This is a genomic window from Duganella rhizosphaerae, from assembly GCF_040364205.1.
Lineage (GTDB): Bacteria > Pseudomonadota > Gammaproteobacteria > Burkholderiales > Burkholderiaceae_D > Rugamonas > Rugamonas rhizosphaerae.
In genome coordinates this window covers 357,723-378,208 of the sequence record NZ_BPWK01000004.1, presented here as the reverse complement: position 1 = coordinate 378,208, position 20,486 = coordinate 357,723, and the positions used below count along the sequence as shown (strand labels likewise).

At 66.4% G+C, this 20,486-nt stretch carries 19 protein-coding genes; 13 read left to right on the top strand and 6 right to left on the bottom strand.

Going from position 1 to position 20,486, the window contains the following annotated elements; all coding sequences use genetic code 11:
* Positions 1 to 89: 89 nt before the first annotated feature.
* Positions 90 to 860, bottom strand: coding sequence for a spermine/spermidine synthase domain-containing protein (locus RUGAMON1_RS11685; protein ID WP_445230665.1), 771 nt, complete (start codon positions 858 to 860; stop codon positions 90 to 92).
* A gap of 136 nt (positions 861 to 996) precedes the next feature.
* Between RUGAMON1_RS11685 and RUGAMON1_RS11680 the strand changes: the two genes are divergently transcribed.
* From RUGAMON1_RS11680 to fdhD, 9 genes are all read left to right on the top strand, one after another.
* Positions 997 to 1,272: a hypothetical protein gene (locus RUGAMON1_RS11680; RefSeq protein WP_020705967.1), complete on the top strand. Its 276-nt coding sequence runs from the start codon at positions 997 to 999 to the stop codon at positions 1,270 to 1,272.
* Between the two features lie 13 nt (positions 1,273 to 1,285).
* On the top strand, positions 1,286 to 2,461 hold the full coding sequence (locus RUGAMON1_RS11675) for a GGDEF domain-containing protein (protein ID WP_445230664.1): 1,176 nt from the start codon (positions 1,286 to 1,288) through the stop codon (positions 2,459 to 2,461).
* A 123-nt stretch (positions 2,462 to 2,584) separates the two neighbouring features.
* The gene (locus tag RUGAMON1_RS11670; protein WP_445230663.1) at positions 2,585 to 4,039 is read left to right on the top strand and encodes a Ppx/GppA phosphatase family protein; all 1,455 of its coding nucleotides are present in this window, start codon (positions 2,585 to 2,587) and stop codon (positions 4,037 to 4,039) included.
* Between the two features lie 15 nt (positions 4,040 to 4,054).
* Positions 4,055 to 4,843: a substrate-binding periplasmic protein gene (locus tag RUGAMON1_RS11665; RefSeq protein ID WP_445230662.1), complete on the top strand. Its 789-nt coding sequence runs from the start codon at positions 4,055 to 4,057 to the stop codon at positions 4,841 to 4,843.
* Positions 4,844 to 4,856: 13 nt separating this feature from the next.
* Positions 4,857 to 7,502, top strand: a complete 2,646-nt coding sequence (locus RUGAMON1_RS11660; protein WP_445230661.1) for an ATP-binding protein — start codon at positions 4,857 to 4,859, stop codon at positions 7,500 to 7,502.
* Complete coding sequence (locus RUGAMON1_RS11655) at positions 7,499 to 7,876, top strand: response regulator (RefSeq protein ID WP_445230660.1); 378 nt, start codon at positions 7,499 to 7,501, stop codon at positions 7,874 to 7,876. Before RUGAMON1_RS11660 ends, RUGAMON1_RS11655 begins: the two co-directional genes overlap by 4 nt.
* A gap of 175 nt (positions 7,877 to 8,051) precedes the next feature.
* Positions 8,052 to 8,540, top strand: a complete 489-nt coding sequence (locus RUGAMON1_RS11650) for a hypothetical protein (RefSeq protein WP_445230659.1) — start codon at positions 8,052 to 8,054, stop codon at positions 8,538 to 8,540.
* Positions 8,541 to 8,647: 107 nt separating this feature from the next.
* The gene (locus RUGAMON1_RS11645; RefSeq protein WP_445230658.1) at positions 8,648 to 9,421 is read left to right on the top strand and encodes a GNAT family N-acetyltransferase; all 774 of its coding nucleotides are present in this window, start codon (positions 8,648 to 8,650) and stop codon (positions 9,419 to 9,421) included.
* A 53-nt stretch (positions 9,422 to 9,474) separates the two neighbouring features.
* Positions 9,475 to 10,293, top strand: coding sequence for a formate dehydrogenase accessory sulfurtransferase FdhD (gene fdhD / locus RUGAMON1_RS11640; protein ID WP_445230657.1), 819 nt, complete (start codon positions 9,475 to 9,477; stop codon positions 10,291 to 10,293).
* Here the strand turns inward: fdhD and RUGAMON1_RS11635 are convergent, their stop codons facing one another.
* Positions 10,294 to 12,615 (bottom strand): FdhF/YdeP family oxidoreductase, encoded by a 2,322-nt coding sequence (locus RUGAMON1_RS11635; RefSeq protein ID WP_445230656.1) that lies wholly within the window; start codon positions 12,613 to 12,615, stop codon positions 10,294 to 10,296.
* Between the two features lie 87 nt (positions 12,616 to 12,702).
* On the opposite strand from RUGAMON1_RS11635, the gene RUGAMON1_RS11630 reads away from it, so the two are divergent.
* The gene (locus RUGAMON1_RS11630) at positions 12,703 to 12,945 is read left to right on the top strand and encodes an ArsR family transcriptional regulator (protein WP_445230655.1); all 243 of its coding nucleotides are present in this window, start codon (positions 12,703 to 12,705) and stop codon (positions 12,943 to 12,945) included.
* A 10-nt stretch (positions 12,946 to 12,955) separates the two neighbouring features.
* Here RUGAMON1_RS11630 and RUGAMON1_RS11625 read toward each other — a convergent pair whose 3' ends face one another.
* Complete coding sequence (locus RUGAMON1_RS11625) at positions 12,956 to 13,924, bottom strand: PEP-CTERM sorting domain-containing protein (protein ID WP_445230654.1); 969 nt, start codon at positions 13,922 to 13,924, stop codon at positions 12,956 to 12,958.
* A gap of 76 nt (positions 13,925 to 14,000) precedes the next feature.
* The gene (locus RUGAMON1_RS11620) at positions 14,001 to 14,888 is read right to left on the bottom strand and encodes a LytR/AlgR family response regulator transcription factor (protein ID WP_445230653.1); all 888 of its coding nucleotides are present in this window, start codon (positions 14,886 to 14,888) and stop codon (positions 14,001 to 14,003) included.
* 131 nt (positions 14,889 to 15,019) lie between these two features.
* On the opposite strand from RUGAMON1_RS11620, the gene RUGAMON1_RS11615 reads away from it, so the two are divergent.
* From RUGAMON1_RS11615 to RUGAMON1_RS11605, 3 genes are all read left to right on the top strand, one after another.
* The gene (locus tag RUGAMON1_RS11615; protein ID WP_445230652.1) at positions 15,020 to 16,576 is read left to right on the top strand and encodes a carboxylesterase/lipase family protein; all 1,557 of its coding nucleotides are present in this window, start codon (positions 15,020 to 15,022) and stop codon (positions 16,574 to 16,576) included.
* Between the two features lie 98 nt (positions 16,577 to 16,674).
* Positions 16,675 to 17,142: a nuclear transport factor 2 family protein gene (locus tag RUGAMON1_RS11610; protein WP_116989679.1), complete on the top strand. Its 468-nt coding sequence runs from the start codon at positions 16,675 to 16,677 to the stop codon at positions 17,140 to 17,142.
* A gap of 19 nt (positions 17,143 to 17,161) precedes the next feature.
* The gene (locus tag RUGAMON1_RS11605) at positions 17,162 to 17,722 is read left to right on the top strand and encodes a TetR/AcrR family transcriptional regulator (protein ID WP_445230651.1); all 561 of its coding nucleotides are present in this window, start codon (positions 17,162 to 17,164) and stop codon (positions 17,720 to 17,722) included.
* A gap of 18 nt (positions 17,723 to 17,740) precedes the next feature.
* On the opposite strand, the gene RUGAMON1_RS11600 is transcribed toward RUGAMON1_RS11605, so the two are convergent.
* On the bottom strand, positions 17,741 to 18,928 hold the full coding sequence (locus RUGAMON1_RS11600; protein ID WP_445230650.1) for a DUF1501 domain-containing protein: 1,188 nt from the start codon (positions 18,926 to 18,928) through the stop codon (positions 17,741 to 17,743).
* A gap of 11 nt (positions 18,929 to 18,939) precedes the next feature.
* Positions 18,940 to 20,484 (bottom strand): DUF1800 domain-containing protein, encoded by a 1,545-nt coding sequence (locus RUGAMON1_RS11595; protein WP_445230649.1) that lies wholly within the window; start codon positions 20,482 to 20,484, stop codon positions 18,940 to 18,942.
* Positions 20,485 to 20,486: the final 2 nt, after the last annotated feature.

Here is a 20,486-nt window from a genome sequence, read left to right as displayed (position 1 = left end):
TTTCAACCCGGCATGCTTCAGCGATAAGCCTGCCGCGTCACTTAGGGGTCAGACCCAGGGGCCGGGCAGGGGCTGCGCCCCGCAGTTCCCTATCGGGACCTGCCCCCGCTTGGCAGTGCGGGGTTCCAGCGCAGGCGCAGCACGATCCAGTGCGCCAGCAGGCGGTTGAACAGCGCGAAGCCGAGGCCGTGGCTGCGCGCCACCCGCTGCTGCATGGCCAGCGCCGGCGACGGCTTGCCGCCCTTGACCGCGAACAGGATGCGGTTGTTGCCGGCGATGCCGCGGAACCAGCAGATGCGGCCCTGGAAGGTCTCGCGCAGGCGCCGCAGCATGGGGCCGTACTGCGGATCGTAGCTGAAGATATTGGCCACCATCACGCCGCCGGGCCGCAGCGCGCGGCGGCAGTCGGCGTAGAAGGCGGCGCTGCCCAGCGCCGGCGGCAGGCCCTCGGCGTCGAAGCCGTCCACCAGCAGCACGTCGGCGGCGCCGGCCAGGCCGGCCATGTACTCGGTGGCGTCGGCCTGGACGATGCGGAAACGCGCATTGTCGCGCGGGATGGCGAACTGCTCGCGCAGCGCGATCACGTCGGCGCGCAGCTCCAGCACGGTGATGCGGCTGTGCGGCAGGTAGCGGTAGCAGAACTTGGCCAGCGAGCCGCCGCCCAGCCCGACCATGACGATGTGCTCCGGCTTCGGCTGGAACAGCACGAAACACATCATCGCGCGCGCATAGCTGAGCACCAGGTCGTCCGGCCGGGACAGCCGCATCTCGCTCTGGACCATGCCGGGCTGGAATTCGAGCGAGCGCTTGTCGCCGCGCGTATGCACTTGCGGCAGGTGGGAGGGCGGGGGGACGGTCATATTGTGGATTTGCAAGGTCAATTTATAGTAGCATGCCGGCCAGTAAGCCACATTGCATTTACAGAAGCAACATTTGTAGGTACATTGGCGATAGCACAGGCCAGCCCCTCCGGCGGCCCCCATGGAGACAGAGACGATGTTTTTAGACCACCCAACGCTTACCGCCACCAACAGCTTCACCGAACCTGACCGCATGGAGCGTCTGCTGCGCGTCTACGGCTACGTGGTGGCGTTGGCGGACATGGCCGGCAAGCCGGCCTTTATCGAAAAAGTCAGCCAGCTGCACGATCACAAGGGCACGCTGATCGTGTTCTGGCACGACGCCCCGACCGACGACGAAAAAGCCTATTTCTCGCAGGCCTGGGCCAGCAAGATGGGCGACGGCAGCACCAACGTCGAGCACGAGGTCTGACCCGCCCCAGGTCATGGATATAAAAACTTTGGTACTGGCGCTGGCGCTGGGCAATCTGAGCCTGTGCGCGGCGCTGTTCTTTTTTGAGCAGCAACGGCGCCGCGACGGCCAGCCGCCGGCCGCCGCCACCTGGGGCATGGCCAAGCAGTTGCAGGCCGTGGCCTGGGGCCTGCTGTTCCTGCGCGGCACCCTGCCTGACTTCCTCACCATCCCCGTCGCCAACGCCTTGCTGTTCGCCGGCTTCGCGCTGGACGCCTCGGCCTTGTGGGAGCAGGCCGGCCGCCGCGTGTGGCGGCGCTACCTGCTGCCGGCGCTGGGCGCGGCGATCGGCGTGTTCACCGGCGCCTGGCTGCTGGACCTGCCGGCCGCCGAACGCATCGCCATCGCCTCGCTGATCATCGGTTTCTTCTTCATCGCCGGCGCCGCCGCGCTGGGCCGGGGTTGGAGCGCCGGCACCCTGCTGCGGCGCTACCTGGTGCTGTCCTCGCTGCTGCTGGCGCTGGCCGTGATGGCGCGCGGCCTGCTGACGGCGCTGCTGCCGGACGGCTGGGGCTGGGTCAGCCCGGCCATCATCCAGGGCGTGGGCATAGGCGCGCTGTACCTGATGATGCTGAGCAACGCCTTCGGCTATCTGCTGCTGACCCGCGAGCAGCAACAGGGCGAGCTGGCGCGGCTGGAAGTGGTCGACGCCCTGACCGACGTCCCCAACCGGCGCGGCTTCTACCAGACGCTGACGCCGTGGATCGCGCTGGCGCGCCGGCCCGGCATGCCGACCTCGCTGATCATCCTGAACCTGGACCATTTCAAGCGCGTCAACGACAACTACGGCCATCCGGTGGGCGACCTGGTGCTCAAGGCCATGGTCGACGTCTGCAAAAAACAGCTGCGCGACAGCGACCTGATGGGCCGCCTGGGCGGCGCCGAGTTCGCCATCCAGCTGCCGCGCACCTCGCTGGAGGATGCGCTGACGGTGGCCGAGCGTATCCGCAACGCCGTCGCCGCGCAGCCGGTGAAGGCGGAAAAAGCCGTCATCAACATGACCGCCAGCCTGGGCGTGACCACCATCCGCGCCGACGACACCACCGTCAGCCTGTTCAAGCGCGCCGACGAGGCGCTGCAGCTGGCCAAGCAGGCCGGCCGCAACCGCGTGGTCGAGGCGCAGGCCGGCGCCGGCGCGCTGGAAGCCTGAATTGCTACACCACTGTCATCAGCCGGTAACAAACTGCGCTTATCGTGATTATAATCATGTAAATCGTTTAGTTTGATTCACCCGCGAGCCTTCGTTGCCGTTTGCCGAGAGAGGCTTCCAAATATGTACGCAGCAGTAGATCTGGGTTCCAACAGTTTTCGCCTCCACATCGGCAAGCATGACGGGGAGGCGATCCGCGTGCTGAAATCCGTGCGCGAGCCGATCCGCCTGGCCGCCGGCCTGGATGACAAGGGCAATCTGACGCCCGTCGCCATGCAGACCGCGCTGGCCTGCCTGAAAAACTTCCGCGCCGTGCTGGCCGCCTACAAGCTCGATGGCGTGCGCGTGGTGGCCACGTCGGCCATGCGGGTGGCGCGCAATGCCGCCGCTTTCCTGCCCGAAGCCGAACTGGCGATCGGCTATCCGATCGAGGTCATCTCCGGCGAGGAGGAGGGGCGCCTGATCTACATGGGCGTGGCCAGCGCGCTGGCCACGCCGGGCGAACGGCGGCTGGTGATCGACATCGGCGGCGGTTCCACCGAGTTGATACTGGGGCGCGGCCAGGAAATCGAGCGGGTCGAGTCGTTCAGCGTCGGCACGGTCAAGCAAAGCCTGTCGTTCTTCATCGGCGGCCGGGTCGACGCCGCCTCGTACGAAGCGGCCATCCTGTCGGCGCGCAGCCATTTCGAGGACGCGGCGCCGCCCTACCATCCGCAGTTCTGGAAGCAGTGCTACGGCTCCTCCGGCACCGCCCGCACCATCGCCGACATCATCGTCAAGAACGGCATCGGCCGCGAAGTCAATATCGACACGCTCAACGCGCTCAAACAGCGCTTCATCGAATTCGGCCACGTCAGCCGGATCGAGATGGCGGGCCTGCGCCCGGACCGCGCCGGCACCATCATCGGCGGCCTGGCCATCCTCATCGGCCTGGTACGCGAGCTGGATATCCCGGTGGTGCAGCCGATCGAGGCCGGCCTGCGCATGGGCGTGATGTGGGACCTGCACCTGCGTTCGACCAAGCGTGACCGCCGCGAACAGTCGGTGCAGGCCTGCCTGCTCAAGTTCCATTGCGACGAGCGGCGCGCCAACCGCGTGGCCGACGACGCGCTGGCCCTGTATGTGCAGACCAAGCCGGCGGGCGACCAGTACACCCGCCACCTGTACTGGAGCGCGCTGCTGCACGAAATGGGCATGGTGGTGTCGCACACGGGCTACCACAAGCACGCCGCCTACATGATCGAGAACGCCGACCTGCCGGGCTTCACGGCGCGCGAGCAGAAGACCATGGCGCGCCTGATCGCCGCCCACAAGGGCAACCTGCGCAAGGTGGCCGACGCGCTGGCGGAGCCGGACTTCGTCAAGGCGGTGGTGGCGTTGCGGCTGGCGGTGCTGTTCATGCACTCGCGCATGGACATCGATTTCACGCTGATCAAGCTGCGCATGAAGAACCGCATCGAGCTGGAAATCCGGCGCGAATGGATAGGCGACCATCCAACCCTGTCCTACTGGCTGGAGAAGGAACAGGAGCAGTGGGATGAAGTTGGGGTAGACTTCAGCATACGCACTATCGGCTAAATTCTGGGGAGGGCTATGACGAAAGACGTCATCTATCGCAGCTGCTCCGGCGCGTTGCTGGCGCTGTCGCTGGTGTCGCAGCTTGCCGGCGCCGCCGGCAAGAAGGAAACCGTGACACTGTGCTTCGAGCAGCAGGACGTGCGGCCGTGGCGCACCGAGCAGGGGGGCGGCCTGAATTTCGCGCTGCTCAAGATGGTCGAGCAGCGGCTCGACCTGCGCTTCGATTACCAGAGCATTCCGTGGAAACGCTGCCTGGCCGAACTCAAGGCCAACGCCGTCGACGGCGCCTTCGCCGTCAGCTACAAGCCGGACCGGCGCGAGCTGGGCGAGTATCCCGGCGGCCAGCAGATCGACGCCAGCAAACGCATGCACATCGACAGCTACGTCGTGGTCCGCAAAAAAGGCAGCAAGGTCGAATGGGACGGCAAGAGCTTCCACAACCTCGACGGCGCCATCGGCTTCCAGCTTGGCTATTCGGTGGGCGACGTGCTGCGCGCGCAGAACGTCGAAGTGGACGAAGGCAGCCAGCGCGCCGACGAACTGGCGCGCAAGGTGATCGCCGGCCGGGTGGCGGCGGCGGCGATCGGCGGCAGCGACGCGCACGGCCTGATGAACGGGCCGCTGGCGCCGCAGCTGGAGGAGCTGCCCATCCCCATCATCGAAAAACCCTACTTCCTGATCCTCTCGCACGGCATGGTGGCGGCGCGGCCGCAGCTGGCGGAGCGCATCTGGCACGCCATCGAGGAAGCCCGCAACAGCGCGGCCTACCGCAAGCTGGAAGCGGCCGAAGGAGTGCGTCATTGATGCGCTGGATCCGGTGCTGAACCCGGCGCTGGGCGGCGGCGGGCCGCTGGCGCGCCTGCGCAGCGCGTGGCGCCGCAACATCCTGCTGCGGCTGGGCTTTGGCATCTTCGTGTCGGTGGCCGCGTCCACCGCCATCTACACCACCTACGTGATGCAGACGCTCAGGAGCGAGGCCGAACAAAACGTCCGCGAACGCGCCGAACGGCTGGCGGCGGTGCTGTCGCAGGCGCTGGCGCGGCCGCTGTTCGACATCAACAGCGCGGCCGTCTCCAGCGTGGTCGACGCCTCCGGCGCCACGCCGGAAGTGCTGGTGCTGCGGGTGCTGGCGCCCAACGGCGCGGAGCTGGCCAGCTACGTCTCGCCGCTGCGCGAGCCGGTGGCGGCGATCAAGGTGCATCGCGACATCAGCTTCACCGACGCCCGCCGCAGCTATCCGGTCGGCTCGATCGACCTGGCGTTTTCGCGCCAGCAGATCGATCAGGACCTGCGGCGCCAGATCTACAACACGGTGGCGGCCAACCTGCTGCTGGCGCTGGGCATCGTGCTGTCGATCTTCGTGGTCGGGCGGCGCGCGGCGCGGCCGTTCGCCGACATCCAGTCCGGGCTGGAAAAACTGACGCGCGGCGAGACCCACATCAAGCTGTCCGGCATTGGCCGCGAGGACCAGGTGGGCCGCCTGTCCGGCGCCGTGCTGCGCTTCCGCGACACCCTGACCCGGCTGCGCGACGCCGAGCAGGAGTTGCGCGAGTTGAACAGCGACCTGGAACTGCGCATCGCCGCCCGCACCGGGGAGCTGACCAGCTCCATGCAGCGGCTGGGCGACAGCCAGGCCAAGCTGCAAACCATCCTCGACACCGCGCTCGACGCGGTGGTGCGCATGGACCTGGCCGGCCGCATCGTCGGCTGGAACGCGCAGGCCGAGCGGATCTTCGGCTGGAGCCGCGACGAGGCGCTGGGGCTGGCGCTGGACAAGACCATCATCCCGGCGCGCTACCGCTACGACCACCGGCGCGGCATGCAGCGCTACATGGCCGGCGGCGGCGCCGCCACGGTGCTCGACGCCCGCATCGAAGTGGTGGCGCTGCGCCGCAACGGCGAGGAATTCCCGATCGAGCTGGCGATCACCCAGGTCAAGTCGGAGGGGCAGGACAGCTTCGAGTTTTGCGCCTTCATCCGCGACATCAGCGACCGCCGCGAGCGCGAGCAAAAGCTGGTCAACGCCAACGTGGCGGCGGAGGCGGCCAATATCGCCAAGTCCGAATTCCTGGCCAATATGAGCCACGAGATCCGCACGCCGATGAGCGCCGTGATCGGCATGGCCTACCTGGCGCTGCGCACCGAGATGACGCCCAAGCAGCACGACTACGTCAGCAAGATCCACCGCGCCGCCTTGTCTCTGCTGGGCATCATCAACGACATCCTGGATTTCTCGAAGATCGAAGCGGGACGGCTGGAGGTGGAGGCCATCCCGTTCGCGCTGGAGGAAGTGTTGGCCCACGTCTCCAGCGTGACCGCGCAGCGCGCCGCCGACAAGCGCCTGCGCTACCTGGTCTCGACCGCGCCCGAGGTGCCGCGCTATCTGGTGGGCGACCCGCTGCGCCTGGGCCAGGTGCTGGTCAACCTGGCCAATAACGCGGTCAAGTTCACTGCAGACGGCGAGCTGGAATTGCGCTGCGAAGCCAGTTATGTCGACGCCGAGGAAGGCAAGGCCACGCTGCGCTTCACGGTGCGCGACACCGGCATCGGCATGACGCAGCAGCAGAAGGCGAAGTTGTTCCACGCCTTCAGCCAGGCCAATGGCTCGACCACGCGGCACTACGGCGGCACCGGCCTGGGACTGTCGATTTCGCAGCAACTGGTGCGGCTGATGGGCGGGCGCATCGAGGTCGAGAGCGAGCCGGATCAAGGTTCGAGTTTCCACTTCGAGCTTCAGTTCGCGCTGTCCGACGTGGCGGCGGTGGCGGTGCAGGCGGCCGTGCACCAGGGACCGGTGGGCGACCTGATGCTGCAGGCCTCGCCGCGCCGCGCGCCGCGCGTGCTGCTGGCCGAGGATAGTCCGGACAACCAGGATGTGACGGTGGAGCTGCTGGAGTTGCAGGGCATCGTGGTCGACGTGGTGGCCAACGGCCGCGAGGCGCTGGACCGCCTGCAGGCCGCCGATCCCGATACCTACGACCTGGTGCTGATGGACCTGGGCATGCCGGTGATGAACGGCCACGAAGCCACGCGCCTGCTGCGCCAGGACAGCCGTTTCAGCGAGCTGCCGGTGATCGCGTTGACCTCGCACGCGCTGGCCGGCGTGGAGGCGCGCTGCATGGAGGAGGGCATGCAGGACTACATCACCAAGCCGCTCGATCCGCAGCGCTTGTACAGCGTGTTGTCGCGCTGGCTGGGGGTGTCGATGAAGGCGATTCCGCCGCTGCCGCCGCGCGCCGATGCGGACCTGGTCGATCCGCACCTGGCGCTGGCGGAATTGCGTGCGCTGCTGGCGGACTTCAGCGGCGACAGCGTGGATTATTTCGGCAGCGTTCAGGCATCGCTGGCGACGCTGCTGCCGCCGGTGACGATGACCAGCCTGGCCAACCATATGATGCATTATGAATTCGAGGCTGCCGGAAAACTGCTGGCGGCGGTCGTGCGGGAACTGGAGAAACCATGAACGGAAAAATCAGCCGGCCGACGATACTGATCGTCGACGATACACCGGACAATATTACGCTGCTGTCCAATCTGCTGAAGGACAAGTACAACACCAAGGTCGCGACCAGCGGCGCGACGGCGCTGCAAATCGTCGCCGCTTCGCCGGTGGACCTGATCCTGCTCGACATCATGATGCCGGACATGGACGGCTTCGAGACTTGCCGACGGCTCAAGGCCGATGCGCACAGCAGCGCTATTCCGGTGCTGTTCCTGACCGCGAAAAGCCAGTCCGAGGACGAGGCCAGGGGGCTCGCTTTAGGCGCTGTAGATTTCCTGCGCAAGCCCGTCAATCCCGACCTTTTGTTTGCCCGCGTCGCTCTGCATTTGCGCTAGGACAAGCAAAAAAACCGTAAATGATATATATTGTTTATATTGTTGATTAATAAATGGAGTTGGTATGAACAAATCTGTCACTGGCGCGCTGAATGGAAAAGAACCTGCGCTGCCAAAAAAACCTGTAGTAAAAGCAGCTGTCAAAGCTCCTGCCGCAAAAGCCGCGGCCAAGCCTGTGGCCAAGGCCGCAGTCAAGCCGGCCGCAACGAAGGCCGTACCTAAAGCCGCCGCCAAACCAGCCGCCGCCAAGGCCGCGCCGAAAGCAGCACCTAAGGCGGCAGCCAAGGCAGCACCCAAGGCCGCACCCAAGGCCGCCGCCAAGCCGGCCGCCAAGGCCGCGCCTAAAGCCGCCGCCAAGCCAGCGCCTAAAACCGCCGTCAAGGCCGCACCTAAGGCCGCAGCAGCCAAGCCGGCGCCAGTGGATGCCGCCAAGGACAAAACCCGCAAGGAAAAACTGGTGCGCGACAGCTTCACCATGCCCGAGCAGGAATATGCGGTGCTGGGCCAGGTCAAGAAGGCTTGCCTGAAGGCCGGCTTCGAGATCAAGAAGAGCGAATTGCTGCGTATCGGCGTGGCCCTGATCAGCCAGATCGACCTTGCCACGCTGCAAAATGTGTTGGCAAGCCTGCCGCAACTGAAGACCGGCCGCCCAAAGAAAGACTAATTAAAAAACAACACTTCGGCCCATGTCACGGAACTGACACCACGATGTCATTTTCCTGAAGTATTCGACCGTTACGCTTGCTTCGTCTCCCACAGAAAGGATGAAGCATGCAAACTTCGATCATACAAGCCGACGCGCGGGCAGCGTCCGGTAAGCTGGTACTCAGTATGGCAAGCACACCGGAAGAGCTGCGCGAGGTGCAGCGCTTGCGCTACAAGGTGTTCATCGAAACAATGGGATTGAGCTCGCTGGTCCGCGAGGATGGCCTGGACAGCGACGAATTCGACGAACACTGCGATCACCTGATCGTGCGTGATTCGAGCACGCTCAAGGTGGTGGGCACCTACCGCCTGCTGAGCGCATCGCGCGCCCGCAAACTGGGCCGCGTCTACTCCGAAGGCGAGTTCGACCTGGGCCGCCTGAATAACCTGCGTGGCCGCATGGTGGAAGCGGGCCGCGCCTGCATCCATCCGGACTACCGTGGCGGCAGCGTCATCATGCTGCTGTGGTCCGGCCTGGCCGAATACATGCGCCGCGAGAACTGCGACTACCTGGCCGGCTGCGCCAGCATCAGCCTGGCCGATGGCGGCCACAATGCGGTCGCGGTCTACCAGTCGCTGGTCGGCGCCCACCTGGCGCCGTCCGAATACCGCGTCACCCCGCACCTGCCGTTCCCGTTCTCGAAACTGGAAGCCGCGCAGAAGCCGCAAGTGCCGCCGCTGCTGAAGGGGTATGTGCGTTCGGGCGCCTGGATTTGCGGCGAACCGGCCTGGGATCCTGATTTCGAAAGCGCCGACCTGTTCCTGCTGCTGCCGCTGGCCAACCTGGATGGCCGCTACGCCCGCCACTACGGCGTGGCCGGCGAACAGCTGGCTGCCTGATGTGCGTTCGCCCCGTGTAGAATAAGCTGTTGTGCTTATTCAGCGGGGCGGGGATGAAGTTTGAAACTGAGACGGAACGAAGCGGATCGCAGGAGCGGTCCGTGTTGCGCCGTCGCGGCCTGGCGCAGCAGGACGCCAGCCGCACCACCGACCGCGTTGCCGAGGAAATGCCGGTGGCGCTGGTCGTCAATGGCATTTCGCATGCCGTCATGATGGTCACGCCGCGCGAGCTGGAAGCGTTCGCGCTCGGCTTCGCATTGACCGAGGGCCTGGTCGGCAAGGCCGCCGACGTCTTCGATATCGAACTGCGGGAACACGCGCGCAGCTTCGAAGTCGCGCTCACCATCGCCCAGGAAGATTTCATGCAGCTCAAGCAGCAGCGCCGCTCGATGGCGGGCCGCAGCGGTTGCGGCGTGTGCGGCATCGAGAGCCTGGAGCTGCTGGATTTGCAGCCCGCGCGTATCGACGCGGCGGCGCTGCACGATGTGGATACGCTGTCACCGGCCATCGCGCGCGCGGCTGCGGAGCTGGGCGCGCACCAGCAGCTGATGCGCGACACCGGCGGCGTGCATGCCGCCGCATGGTGCGCGGTGGACGGCGCCGTGCTGCGCGTGTGCGAGGACGTGGGCCGCCACAACGCGCTCGATAAATTGATCGGCCATCTGGCGCATGACGGCGTGGACCTGCAGCGCGGTTTCGTCTTCATGTCCAGCCGCGCCAGTTATGAACTGGTGCGCAAGGCGGCGCGCATGCACATTCCGATGCTGGCGACCATTTCCGCTCCCAGCACGCTGGCGATCGACATCGCCGCCGAAGCGGGCATCAAGCTGGTGAGCTTTTGCCGCCAGGACGGCTGCGTCGAATATACCTGACTATTCCGCCGACGCCTGCTCGGCCGACAGCTGCAGCAGCACCGGGATCGATTTCGAGGTCGGCGTGCCGGCGCCGTCGGCGGTGCTGTGCAGCGGGACCAGGCCGTTCGTCTCCGGGAAGTAGGAACCCAGGCAGCCACGCGGGATGTCGTATTCCACCAGCAGGAAGCGCTCGGCGCGGCGTTCCACGCCATCGTCCCACACGCTGACCATGTCCACCCACTGGCCGTTGCGCATGCCCAGCAGCGCCAGGTCCGCCGCGTTGATGAACACCACGCGGCGCAGGCCGAACACGCCGCGATAACGGTCGTCCATGCCGTAGATGGTGGTGTTGTACTGGTCGTGCGAACGGGCAGTCATCAACGTCATCAGCCGTTCGCCGTGCAGGGCGCGGGCGCGGTGGATGGGGGTGTCGGTGTCGACCGCGTGCGGCACGAACTGCGCCTTGCCGCTGGCGGTGCGCCATTCGCGCTCGCGCGAGGCCACCTTCAGATGGAAGCCGCCCGGCTTGGCCACGCGCGCGTTGAAGTCGTGGAAATCGTCGAACACTGTTTCGATGGCGTCGCGGATGCGGGCGTAGTCGCTGCCGTATCCCAGCCAGTCCACCTTGTCGCTGCCCAGCGTGGCGTGCGCCATGCGGGCGGCGATCATGGTCTCGGACAGCAGGTTGTCCGAGGCCGGCGTGTTCATGCCGTAGGACAGGTGGACCATGCTCATCGAATCCTCCACCGTCACGCCCTGCGGCACGCCGGCCTGCATGTCGATCTCGGTGCGGCCCAGGGTCGGCAGGATCAGCGCGTCCTTGCCGTGCACCAGATGGCTGCGATTGAGTTTGGTGGCCACGTGCACGGTCAGGTCGCAGGCGCGCAGGGCGTCGAAAGTCAGCGGCGTGTCCGGCGTCGCCATCGCGAAGTTGCCGCCCATGCCGAAGAAGACTTTGACTTTCCCGTCCAGCATGGCCTGTATGCTTTCCACCGTGTCGTAGCCGTGCGCGCGCGGCGGCTCGAACGCGAACACTTTCTGCATGCGGTCGAGGAAGGCCTTGGTCGGCTTTTCTTCGATACCCATGGTGCGGTCGCCTTGCACGTTGGAGTGGCCGCGCACCGGGCACAGGCCGGCGCCCAAGCGACCGATATTCCCGCGCATCATCATCAGGTTGGACAGCATCTGGATCGTCGCCACCGCGCCCTTGTGCTGGGTCAGGCCCATGCCCCAGGTGCAGATCACCTTCTGGCCTTTGATGTAGATCTCGGTCAGCTCCTCGATCTGCGCGCGCGGCACGCCGGATTCGGCCAGCAGCTGGTCCCAGTCCTGGGCGCGCAGGTCCTGTTCGAAGGCCTCGTAGCCGCTGGTGTGGGCGGCGATGAAGTCGCGGTCCAGCAGCGATGCGTCACCGGCGGCCAGCGCGGCGTCGTCGCGTTCGACCAGGCGCTTGGCGACGGCCTTGATCAGCGCGAAGTCGCCGCTCAGTTTCGGTTGCACGAACATGCTGCTGATGCTGGTGCTGGAATTGGTCAGCATCTCCATCGGGTGCGATGGGCTGGTGAAGCGCTCCAGGCCGCGCTCGCGCAGCGGGTTGATGGAGACGATGGTGGCGCCGCGCCTGGCGCAGTCGCGCAACTCGCCCAGCATGCGCGGGTGGTTGGTGGCCGGGTTCTGGCCGAAGATCAGCAGCGTGTCGGCGTGCTCGAAGTCCTCCAGCGTGACCGTGCCCTTGCCGACGCCGACGGTGCCCGGCAGGCCGCGGCTGGTGGGCTCGTGGCACATATTGGAGCAGTCGGGGAAGTTGTTGGTGCCGTACATGCGCACGAACAGCTGGAACAGGAAGGCCGCTTCGTTGCCGGTGCGGCCGGAGACGTAGAACGTGGCCTGGTTCGGATCGGGCAGGGCCTGCAGGTGGCGGGCGATCAGCGCGAAGGCGTCGTCCCAGGCGATCGGCAGGTATTTGTCGCTGGCGCCGTCGTAGACCATGGGGTCGGTCAGGCGGCCGTGCTGTTCGAGCTGGTAGTCGGATTGCGTGAGCAGTTCGGCCACGGTGTGGGCGGCGAAGAAGTCGGGACGCACGCGCTTGCTGGTGGCTTCGGCCGCCACCGCCTTGACGCCGTTCTCGCAGAACTCGAAGGTGGACGCATGTTCGCGGTCCGGCCAGGCGCAGCCGGGACAGTCGAAACCGTCCGGCTGGTTTTGCTTGAGCAGCGTCTTGTAGTTGCCGCCGCTGACCTTTTCGCGCACCAGATTAATCGCCACCTGCTTCAATGCGCCCCAGCCCGCGGCGGCGTGTTGATACGGTTCGATGCGCCCTTCGGGTTTCGTTTTTTGCATGCCATATTCCAGTCGATCTTGTTGAGCGGAGTATAGTGCAGAATTGCGTTTTTGAGCTTACGGGTGCACAGGATGGATGAAGAGGTCATGGCAGCGCTGGTCGGCGTGCTGGAGGCGCTGTGGCGCATCAACGCGGAGTGGCCGGACAAGCCCTGCACGCTGGCGAAATTGAGCAAGCAGTCGGAGCGGCCGATGTCGGTGCTGCGGCGCCAGCTGACGCTGCTGGTCGATGCCGGCTGGGTCGAGCTGCGGCTGGAAGAGGGCGGCGTCGCCGGCACCGTGCTGCTGACCGAGAGCGGCCGGCAGCTGGGCCGGGAACTGTTCGCCTGAAGGTGTTGGCCTAGGCGACGCGCCGGCGGCGCATGGCCAGCAGGCCGGCGCCCGCCAGCAGCATCGCATACGTGGCCGGTTCCGGCACCGGCGCCAGCTGGTAGTGGTACAGCGCCAGGTGCAGGTTGGGATTGGTCAGCGACTGGCCGCTGCGGTCCGGATCGACCACCTGTTCGATGTACATGTCGAGCGCACCGTTGGCGCCTTCGCGCAGCGCCAGTCCCTCCATTTCGATATCGCCCGGCGGCTGCGGCAGGCGCAGCACTTCCTCCACCGCTCCGGTCAGCAGGTTGCTGCGGTAAATCGATTGCGTGTCGTTGTCCGAGGCCATGTACAGCCAGTCGCCGACCACCTTGGCGCCCTGGACGCGGCCCAGCGGCGCGGACAGCGTGAACGTGTGGCTGAAGCTCCAGTCGTTCAGGTTGTAGACATTGATGGTGTTCCCGTCCTGCCATTCCTTGCCGTAGCCGAAGCCGCGCTTGGCGTCCACCGCGACCCAGCTGGCCAGGTCCTTGTTCGGGTTGGCGGGCGTGCCGCCCAGTTCATAGGTCTTGCCGGTGTAGCTCAGGTCCGAGGCGTTGAACAGCGCCACATGCGGCTTGGTGTAGCCGGCGGTGGAATCGAGCGAAGCGTAGATGATGCCGTTGTGGTAATCGATATCGCCGATGTGGTTCAGTCCCTGCGCCAGCAGCGCGCCAGGAATGCCGGGCGACAGGCCGCCGGCCAGCGTCAACGAGGAATTGCGCTGCAGGGAGTCGAAGTTGTCATTGGCGCGTTCCAGCCCGTACTGCCAGGAGAAGAACCATTGCTTGCCGTCGGTGGCCATGCCCTGGCTGCGATACAGGCCGGTGAAGGAATCGGGCGCGGGCGTGTGCATGTAGAAATTGTCGACACCGGCGAGCTGCCAGGCGTCGGCGGCGTGGGCCGGGGCGAATGCGGCGGCGCCGAGCGCCAGGGCCAGCAGGGCAGGGATGCGCATGATTTACTCCGTTATCAAATTAACTTGTAGTTATGATAACGCTGTTTTGTGACCGGCCCACGACAAAGAATGGTGCTTATTGATGCGGGTGTAGTTGCGCCGCGACCGCCTTGACGGCGGCGGCGTAGCTGCGGCTGGCACGCAACGGGCCGCCGCGCGTCAGGTGCAGCAGGGTGTCGCTGTTGGTCAGCGGTTCGACTGCGCGGACGCGGTCGACGGCAACGATCATGCTGCGGTGGATGCGCAGGAACTGGCGGCTATCGAGCCGTTCGGCAAAGCGTGACACGGTGTCGCGCACCAGATGCTGTTCTTCGCCGACGTGCAGGGCCACGTAGTTGCCCTGCGATTCGATCCAGTCCACTTCGGATAGTGGTAGCGAGATCAGCTGGCCGCGCCGTTTGACTTCCACGTGGGTCAGCGGGGGGAAGGTGTCGCCGGCGTGCGCCGGCATGGCGGGCCGCGCCGGGGCGGCGGCCGATGCCCCACGCTGAAGACTGGCCTGGACCAGCGCCGTCAGCGCGGCCAGCGCAAACACCAGCAGCGTGAAGTTGCTCACCAGCTGGTCCCGGATTTCGTCCCAGGACGGCAGCCACCGGCCCGCGAACAGCCATGCCGCCAGCAGGCACGACGCCAGGATCAGCGTGAACGCCAGGCCGGCGGCGCCGGCGGCATGGATCAGCACATGGCGGACGCGATCCGGACCGTGCAGCGGGTAACGCTCAACCAGCGTCTGCACCGCCGAGGTGACCGTCGCGCCCAGCAGGGCGGCCACCAGGATGCGGAGAGCTTCGTGCGGCAGGCTGAGAATCTGGCCGGCCTGGCTGGCGCGCTGGATGTTGCCGGGTTCAAGCACGAGCAGGAAGGCCAGCCAGTACAGCAGGACCCAGGCGTGCGGACGCAGCCAGGCTGACCAGCGTGAAGTCGCAGTCGCGGTCGCAGGGGCGGGATGGGCGGAAATCGTCATGCGATCGATTCTAGCAGCGTTCACGCCGCCGGCGGAAATGGGATAAGCCGTGCGAAAAAGTGACCAGGCGGTCTGGCCTGGGCGGCGCCGGCAAGCCACACTGGTCGCTGACAAATCGCTAGGGAGCGGACATGGGAAAGACGGTATGCAGATGGTGGCTGGCGTTGCTGTTGTCGGGTTGGAGCTGGGCGCAGGCGGCGCCGGTGATGACCGGGGACGGCGCAGTGGCGGGGCGGCGGCAAGGCGGTGTGGACGTGTATCGCGGCATTCCGTTCGCGTTGCCGCCAGTGGCGCAGTGGCGTTGGCGGCCGCCGCAGCCGGTGCTTGCGTGGCAGGGCGTACGCGACGCCGGCCAGTTTGCGCCGGCGTGCATGCAGCAAGGCGTGTCGATGCCCGGCGAGACGCCACCGGCCGTCAGCGAGGATTGCCTGTACCTCAATCTGTGGGCGCCGCCGCGCCGCGCCGGCCAGCGCTTGCCGGTGATCGTCTGGATCCATGGCGGCGGCTATGCCAATGGCTCGGCGGCGATGCCGCTGTATCACGGCGACCGGCTGGCCCGCAAAGGCGTGTTGGTGGTCACGATCGCCTACCGCCTCGGCGCGCTGGGATTCCTGGCCCACCCGGCGCTGAGCGCCGAATCGCCGCATCGCTCGTCGGGCAACTACGGCCTGATGGACCAGATTGCGGCGCTGGAATGGGTGCGGCGCAACATCGCGGCCTTTGGCGGCGACCCGGGCCGCGTGACCATCGCCGGACAGTCGGCCGGCGCGATGGCCGTCAGCGCGCTGCTGGCGTCGCCGCGCGCGCGGGGCCTGTGCCAGCGCGCCATCGCGCAGAGCGGCGGCATCTTCGAGCCCTTGCAGCTAGCGCCCGGCTACCTGCTGGCAAACGCCGAACGCGACGGCGCCAGCTACATGAATTCGCTCGGCGCCACCACCCTTGAGGCGATGCGCCAGCTGCCGGCCGATCGCCTGATTGGTGGTGGCGCGGGCGCGGTCTCACACCCCGTGATCGAACCGGACGTGCTGCCCATGTCGCCGTATGAGGCCTATGTCCAGGGCCGCTATCAGGACGTGCCTTTGCTGCTGGGCTCGAACGCCGAGGAGGCGCGCGCGCTGGTCGACGTGACGGCGGTGCGCGCCGAGCGCTTCGAGGCCGATATCACCGCCAGTGTCGGCGCCTTGCCGCCGGCGCTGCTGGCGGCCTATCCGCACGCCACCGACGCCGAGGCGCGCGAGGGCCGTCTCGGGCTTGAGCGCGACCTGCGTTTTGGCTGGGACATGTGGGCCTGGGCGCGGCTGGCGCAGGCTGGGCGCAGTCCGGTGTACTACTACAGCTTCGCGCAGCGCCCGCCGTTTCCGGCCGATTCGGTCCATGCCGGCTGGGGCGCCAGCCACTACGCCGAGCTTTGGTATATGTTCGACCATCTGGGGCAGGCGCCTTGGGCATGGAGCCGTGCCGACCGCGAACTGGCGGCGGCGATGTCGCGCTACTGGGTCAATTTTGCCGCCACGGGTGATCCGAACGGCAGCGGCGTGCCGCATTGGCCGGCATTTCACGGCGCGGCGGGGAAGGTCCAGCGGCTGGGCGAGCCGATCGGTGCCGGTCCGCTGCCGGCGATCGATCATCTGCGGGTGTTCGACGCCGTGTATTCCGGACTGCGGGGCAAGGAGTTCGGATTGCCCTAGCGGACGGCGGCGCTAAAAAAAACCGCTTGCAATCGTTCAAGGCGAAGACTACACTTTGTTTGTACCGATCGGTACAAACAACTTGAAAAGGTAATCCCATGACACGTCCACCTCTCCCTCCGTTCACCCGTGAAACCGCGATCCAGAAGGTCCGCCTGGCCGAAGACGGCTGGAACACCCGCAATCCGGAAAAGGTCTCGCTGGCCTACACCGAGGACTGCCGCTGGCGCAACCGGGCCGAGTTCGTGACCGGCCGCGCCGCCATCGTCGGCTTGCTGTCGCGCAAATGGACGCGCGAACTCGAGTATCGGCTGATCAAGGAATTGTGGGCATTTGAGGGCAACCGCATTGCAGTTCGCTTCGCCTACGAATACCATGACGATTCCGGCCAGTGGTATCGCGCCTACGGCAACGAGAACTGGGAATTCGCCGAGGACGGCTTGATGCGCCACCGGCTGGCCAGCATCAACGAAGCGCCGATCGCCGCGGCCGACCGCAAGTTCCATTGGGACCTGAACGGCCCGCGTCCGGCCGACCACGCGGGACTGAGCGAGTTCGGATTTTGACTGTTTTAAGAAGGTAGCTATGGCAAGAACGATGGTCGAACGCGGCGACGTGATCCCGCTGCTGGCGGAAGTGTTCCGGACTTACGGGTTCGAGGGCGCGAGCCTGTCCCGGATTTCCGAGGGCACCAAGCTGGGCAAGGGGAGCATGTACAACTTTTTCCCCGGCGGCAAAGACGAGATGGCCGATGCCGTGCTGGCCGAGATCGACGGCTGGTTCCGCGATCAGGTGTTCCAGCCGCTGCGCAGCGCCGACGATGCGGCGCAGGGGATAGAGCGGATGTTCGTCGCGGTCGGCCGTTACTTCGAGTCGGGCCGCAAGGTGTGCCTGGTGGGCGTGTTCGCGCTGGGCCATGAGCGCGACCGTTTCACCGTCAAGGTGCAGGGCTATTTTGCCGAGTGGGTGGCGGCGCTGGCCGATGCGCTGGAGCGCGCCGGCCGCGATGCCGACACCGCGCTGGCGCTGGCCGAGGACACCGTCGGCGGCATCCAGGGGGCGCTGGTGCTGGCGCGCGCTGCCGGCGAGCCGGAACTGTTCATGCGCGCGCTGGAGCGCTTGCACCGCCGGTTGACCCTGGCCTGACAGCGTCCGGCGCTTTAGTCAGAGCAGCCCGATATCGCGCCCTTTGGCGCCGAAAATCGTTTCGACTTGTGCGGCATTCAGACCGTACATGCGCGTCAGCAGGCCGCCGAACATGGCGCGGTATTCGTTGAGCACCGGGTAGTCGCGGTTCTGGAACAGCGTGGCTTGCTCCAGCCTTATCTGCTCGCCGCGCACCTTGCCGCCCTGGACGCCGCCGCCCAGCACCCAGTACACCGAGCCGTGTCCGTGGTCGGTGCCGCGGTTGCCGTTCTCGCGGAAGGTGCGGCCGAATTCACTGACGACGATCACCACCGTGTCCTTCCAGTCCGGCCCCATCTCCTGCGCGAAGCCGGCCAGGCCGCGTCCCAGTTCGTCCAGCCGCCCGGCCAGGTAACCGGTGGCGCCGCCCTGGCCGACGTGGGTGTCCCAGCCGCCGACGTCGACGAAGCCGATGTTGTATTTGTCCTTCATCAGCTTGGCGATGCGGCGCGCTTCCAGCTCGAAGCCCTTGGCGGTGATGGCGTTGCGGTTGGCCGCGTCCATCTCGCCGATCATTTCCTTCATCACGTCCTCGCGCACCGCGAAGCCGTCGCGCACCTGCTGCGACAACGGCGTGCCGTCGTACATGGCGGAGATCAGCTTGGCCTGGCGGGCGTCGACCGAGGGCTTGGCGATGGAACGCAGCGCCATGTTCGGCAATTGCACGCCGCCCTGCATGACCAGCGGCAGCTGATCGGTGAAGGAGATGGCGCTGGCCCGGTCTGCGGTCAGCGTCTGCGCCAGCCGGTTCAGGAAGCCGGAGCGGTAGTCGCGCGTGCGGTCCAGCGCCTGTCCCAGTTCGATGCTGTCCTGGGTTTCGAAGTGGCTGCGCGAGATGTCCTCGGTGCCGGCGAACGGCACGAACGCCGCCTGGCCGGCCGTGAACAGCGGGTAGATGCTGTCGCGCAGGGCGGGGTGCAGGCCCCAGTCGCTGTCGATGGGCAGCGCGGAATTGAGGTCCGCGCCGGGCTTGGGTATCGCGATGTTGGGCCGCACCTGGTAGTAGTACTGGCTGGCGATCGGCACCAGCAGGCTGGTGGCGTCGTAACCGCCGCGCATGAAGACGAACAGCAGGCGGGTCTTGGTGGCCGGAGCGGCCCACAGGTTGCCGGCCATCGCCGGCAGCGCCAGCGCGGACAGGGATTTGAGCAGGGTGCGGCGTTTCATGGTGCGATTCCTTAGCGGTGCATCAGTTCCGGGGATGACAGCAGGAAGGTGTTCCACTCCTGCGGCGAGACCGCCTGCTCCAGCACCTGGCGGGTGGCGGGGGCGATGGTTTTTTGCAGCGACTGGTAGTACAGCGCGTTGGCCAGTTGCGGGAAGGCGGCGCGCTCCTGCGCCTGCGGGCCATCGGTCTTGAACAGGCCCGCGCTGCCGGAGCCGATGGCCTTGGCGATCTCGAAGCGGGTGGTCATCTGGCCCGGACTGGCCCAGCCGGATTGCGTGAGCTGGTAGCCGTCCGGCGTCTGGCGGCCGTACAGCGGTTCGGCCATGCGCGTGAGCCAGTACAGCATCGGCCCGGTGTTGAGGACCACCTTGTCGTCGTAGGCCAGGCGCACGGCGGACACCACGTAATGCGCCGGGTCCTTGAATTTGCGGCCCAGCGACTGCGCGAATTCGGCCGACGTGAACAGGGTGCGCAGCACGGCGGCGATGTCGCCGTCGGTGGACAGGAAGGTGGCCGACATCCGCTCCACCAGCGCCGGCGGCGCTTCGTCGGCGACGAAGTAGAGCGCCAGCTTGCGGCTGATGAAATGGGCGGTGGCCGGGTGGCGGCTCAGGCGGTCCAGTGCTTCGTCCACTTCCGCCAGGCCGCGTCCCTTCACCGCTTGGCCGAGGAAGTCCTTGTTGCCGTAGTCGTGGCGGTTCGGGTTGAATTCAAACAGCCCTTGCCGCACATACTGCGTTTGCAGTTCCTTCTTCACGTTGGGCGCGGTGGCGCCGAGGTTGACGCCGACGCCGGTCAGGATGCGCGCCAGTTCCTGCACGTCGCGCTGGCTGTAGCCGCCGTCCACGCCCAGCGTGTGCAGCTCCATCAATTCGCGCGCGTAGTTTTCGTTGATGCGGCCGACGGCGTTCTGCTCGTTGTCCAGGTAGCGGATCATGGCCGGATGGCGCAGCGTGGCGCCCAGCAGTTCGCGGAATTTGCCCAGCGCGTGGGCGCGCACCGCCGTGTCCTCGTAGTCGCCGACCAGCACGCGCAGGTTGCTCTTGCCCTGGTGGACGTTGAAGTGGTTCATCCAGAACCACGTCATCTGCTCCTGCAGCTGGTTGGTCGAGTACAGGTCGCGCAGCAGCGAGCGCGTGGCCGCTTCCCTGGCGATGCGATTCAGCTCCTGCTGGTAGGCCTGCTGCGCGGCTTTCTTCTGGTCGTCGTTGGCGATCTTGTCGGCGTCCTTGCGCTGCTGGTCCAGGTCCTGGTTCAGCTGCACCAGCGTTTTCCGGGTGATCGTCATGGCGTCGATCTGCGTCTGCGCGGCGGCTGGCAGCCGTGCCGCGGCGGGATGCAGCTGCTGCTCCAGCCAGGCGTCGTAGCCGAGTCTTTCGGCCTGCTGGTAGGTGCTCAGATTGACGCCCCAACTGACGCGATTCAGCGCTCCGCTCAACTGCTCCGGCTTGACGGCGGACGGGCCGCCGCCGTTGCCGGTCGCGGCGCAGCCGGCCAGCAACAGGGCGGCGCTAGCGGCCAGGGGCAGCGATAAATTCGTAAAAAATGTTGTCATTA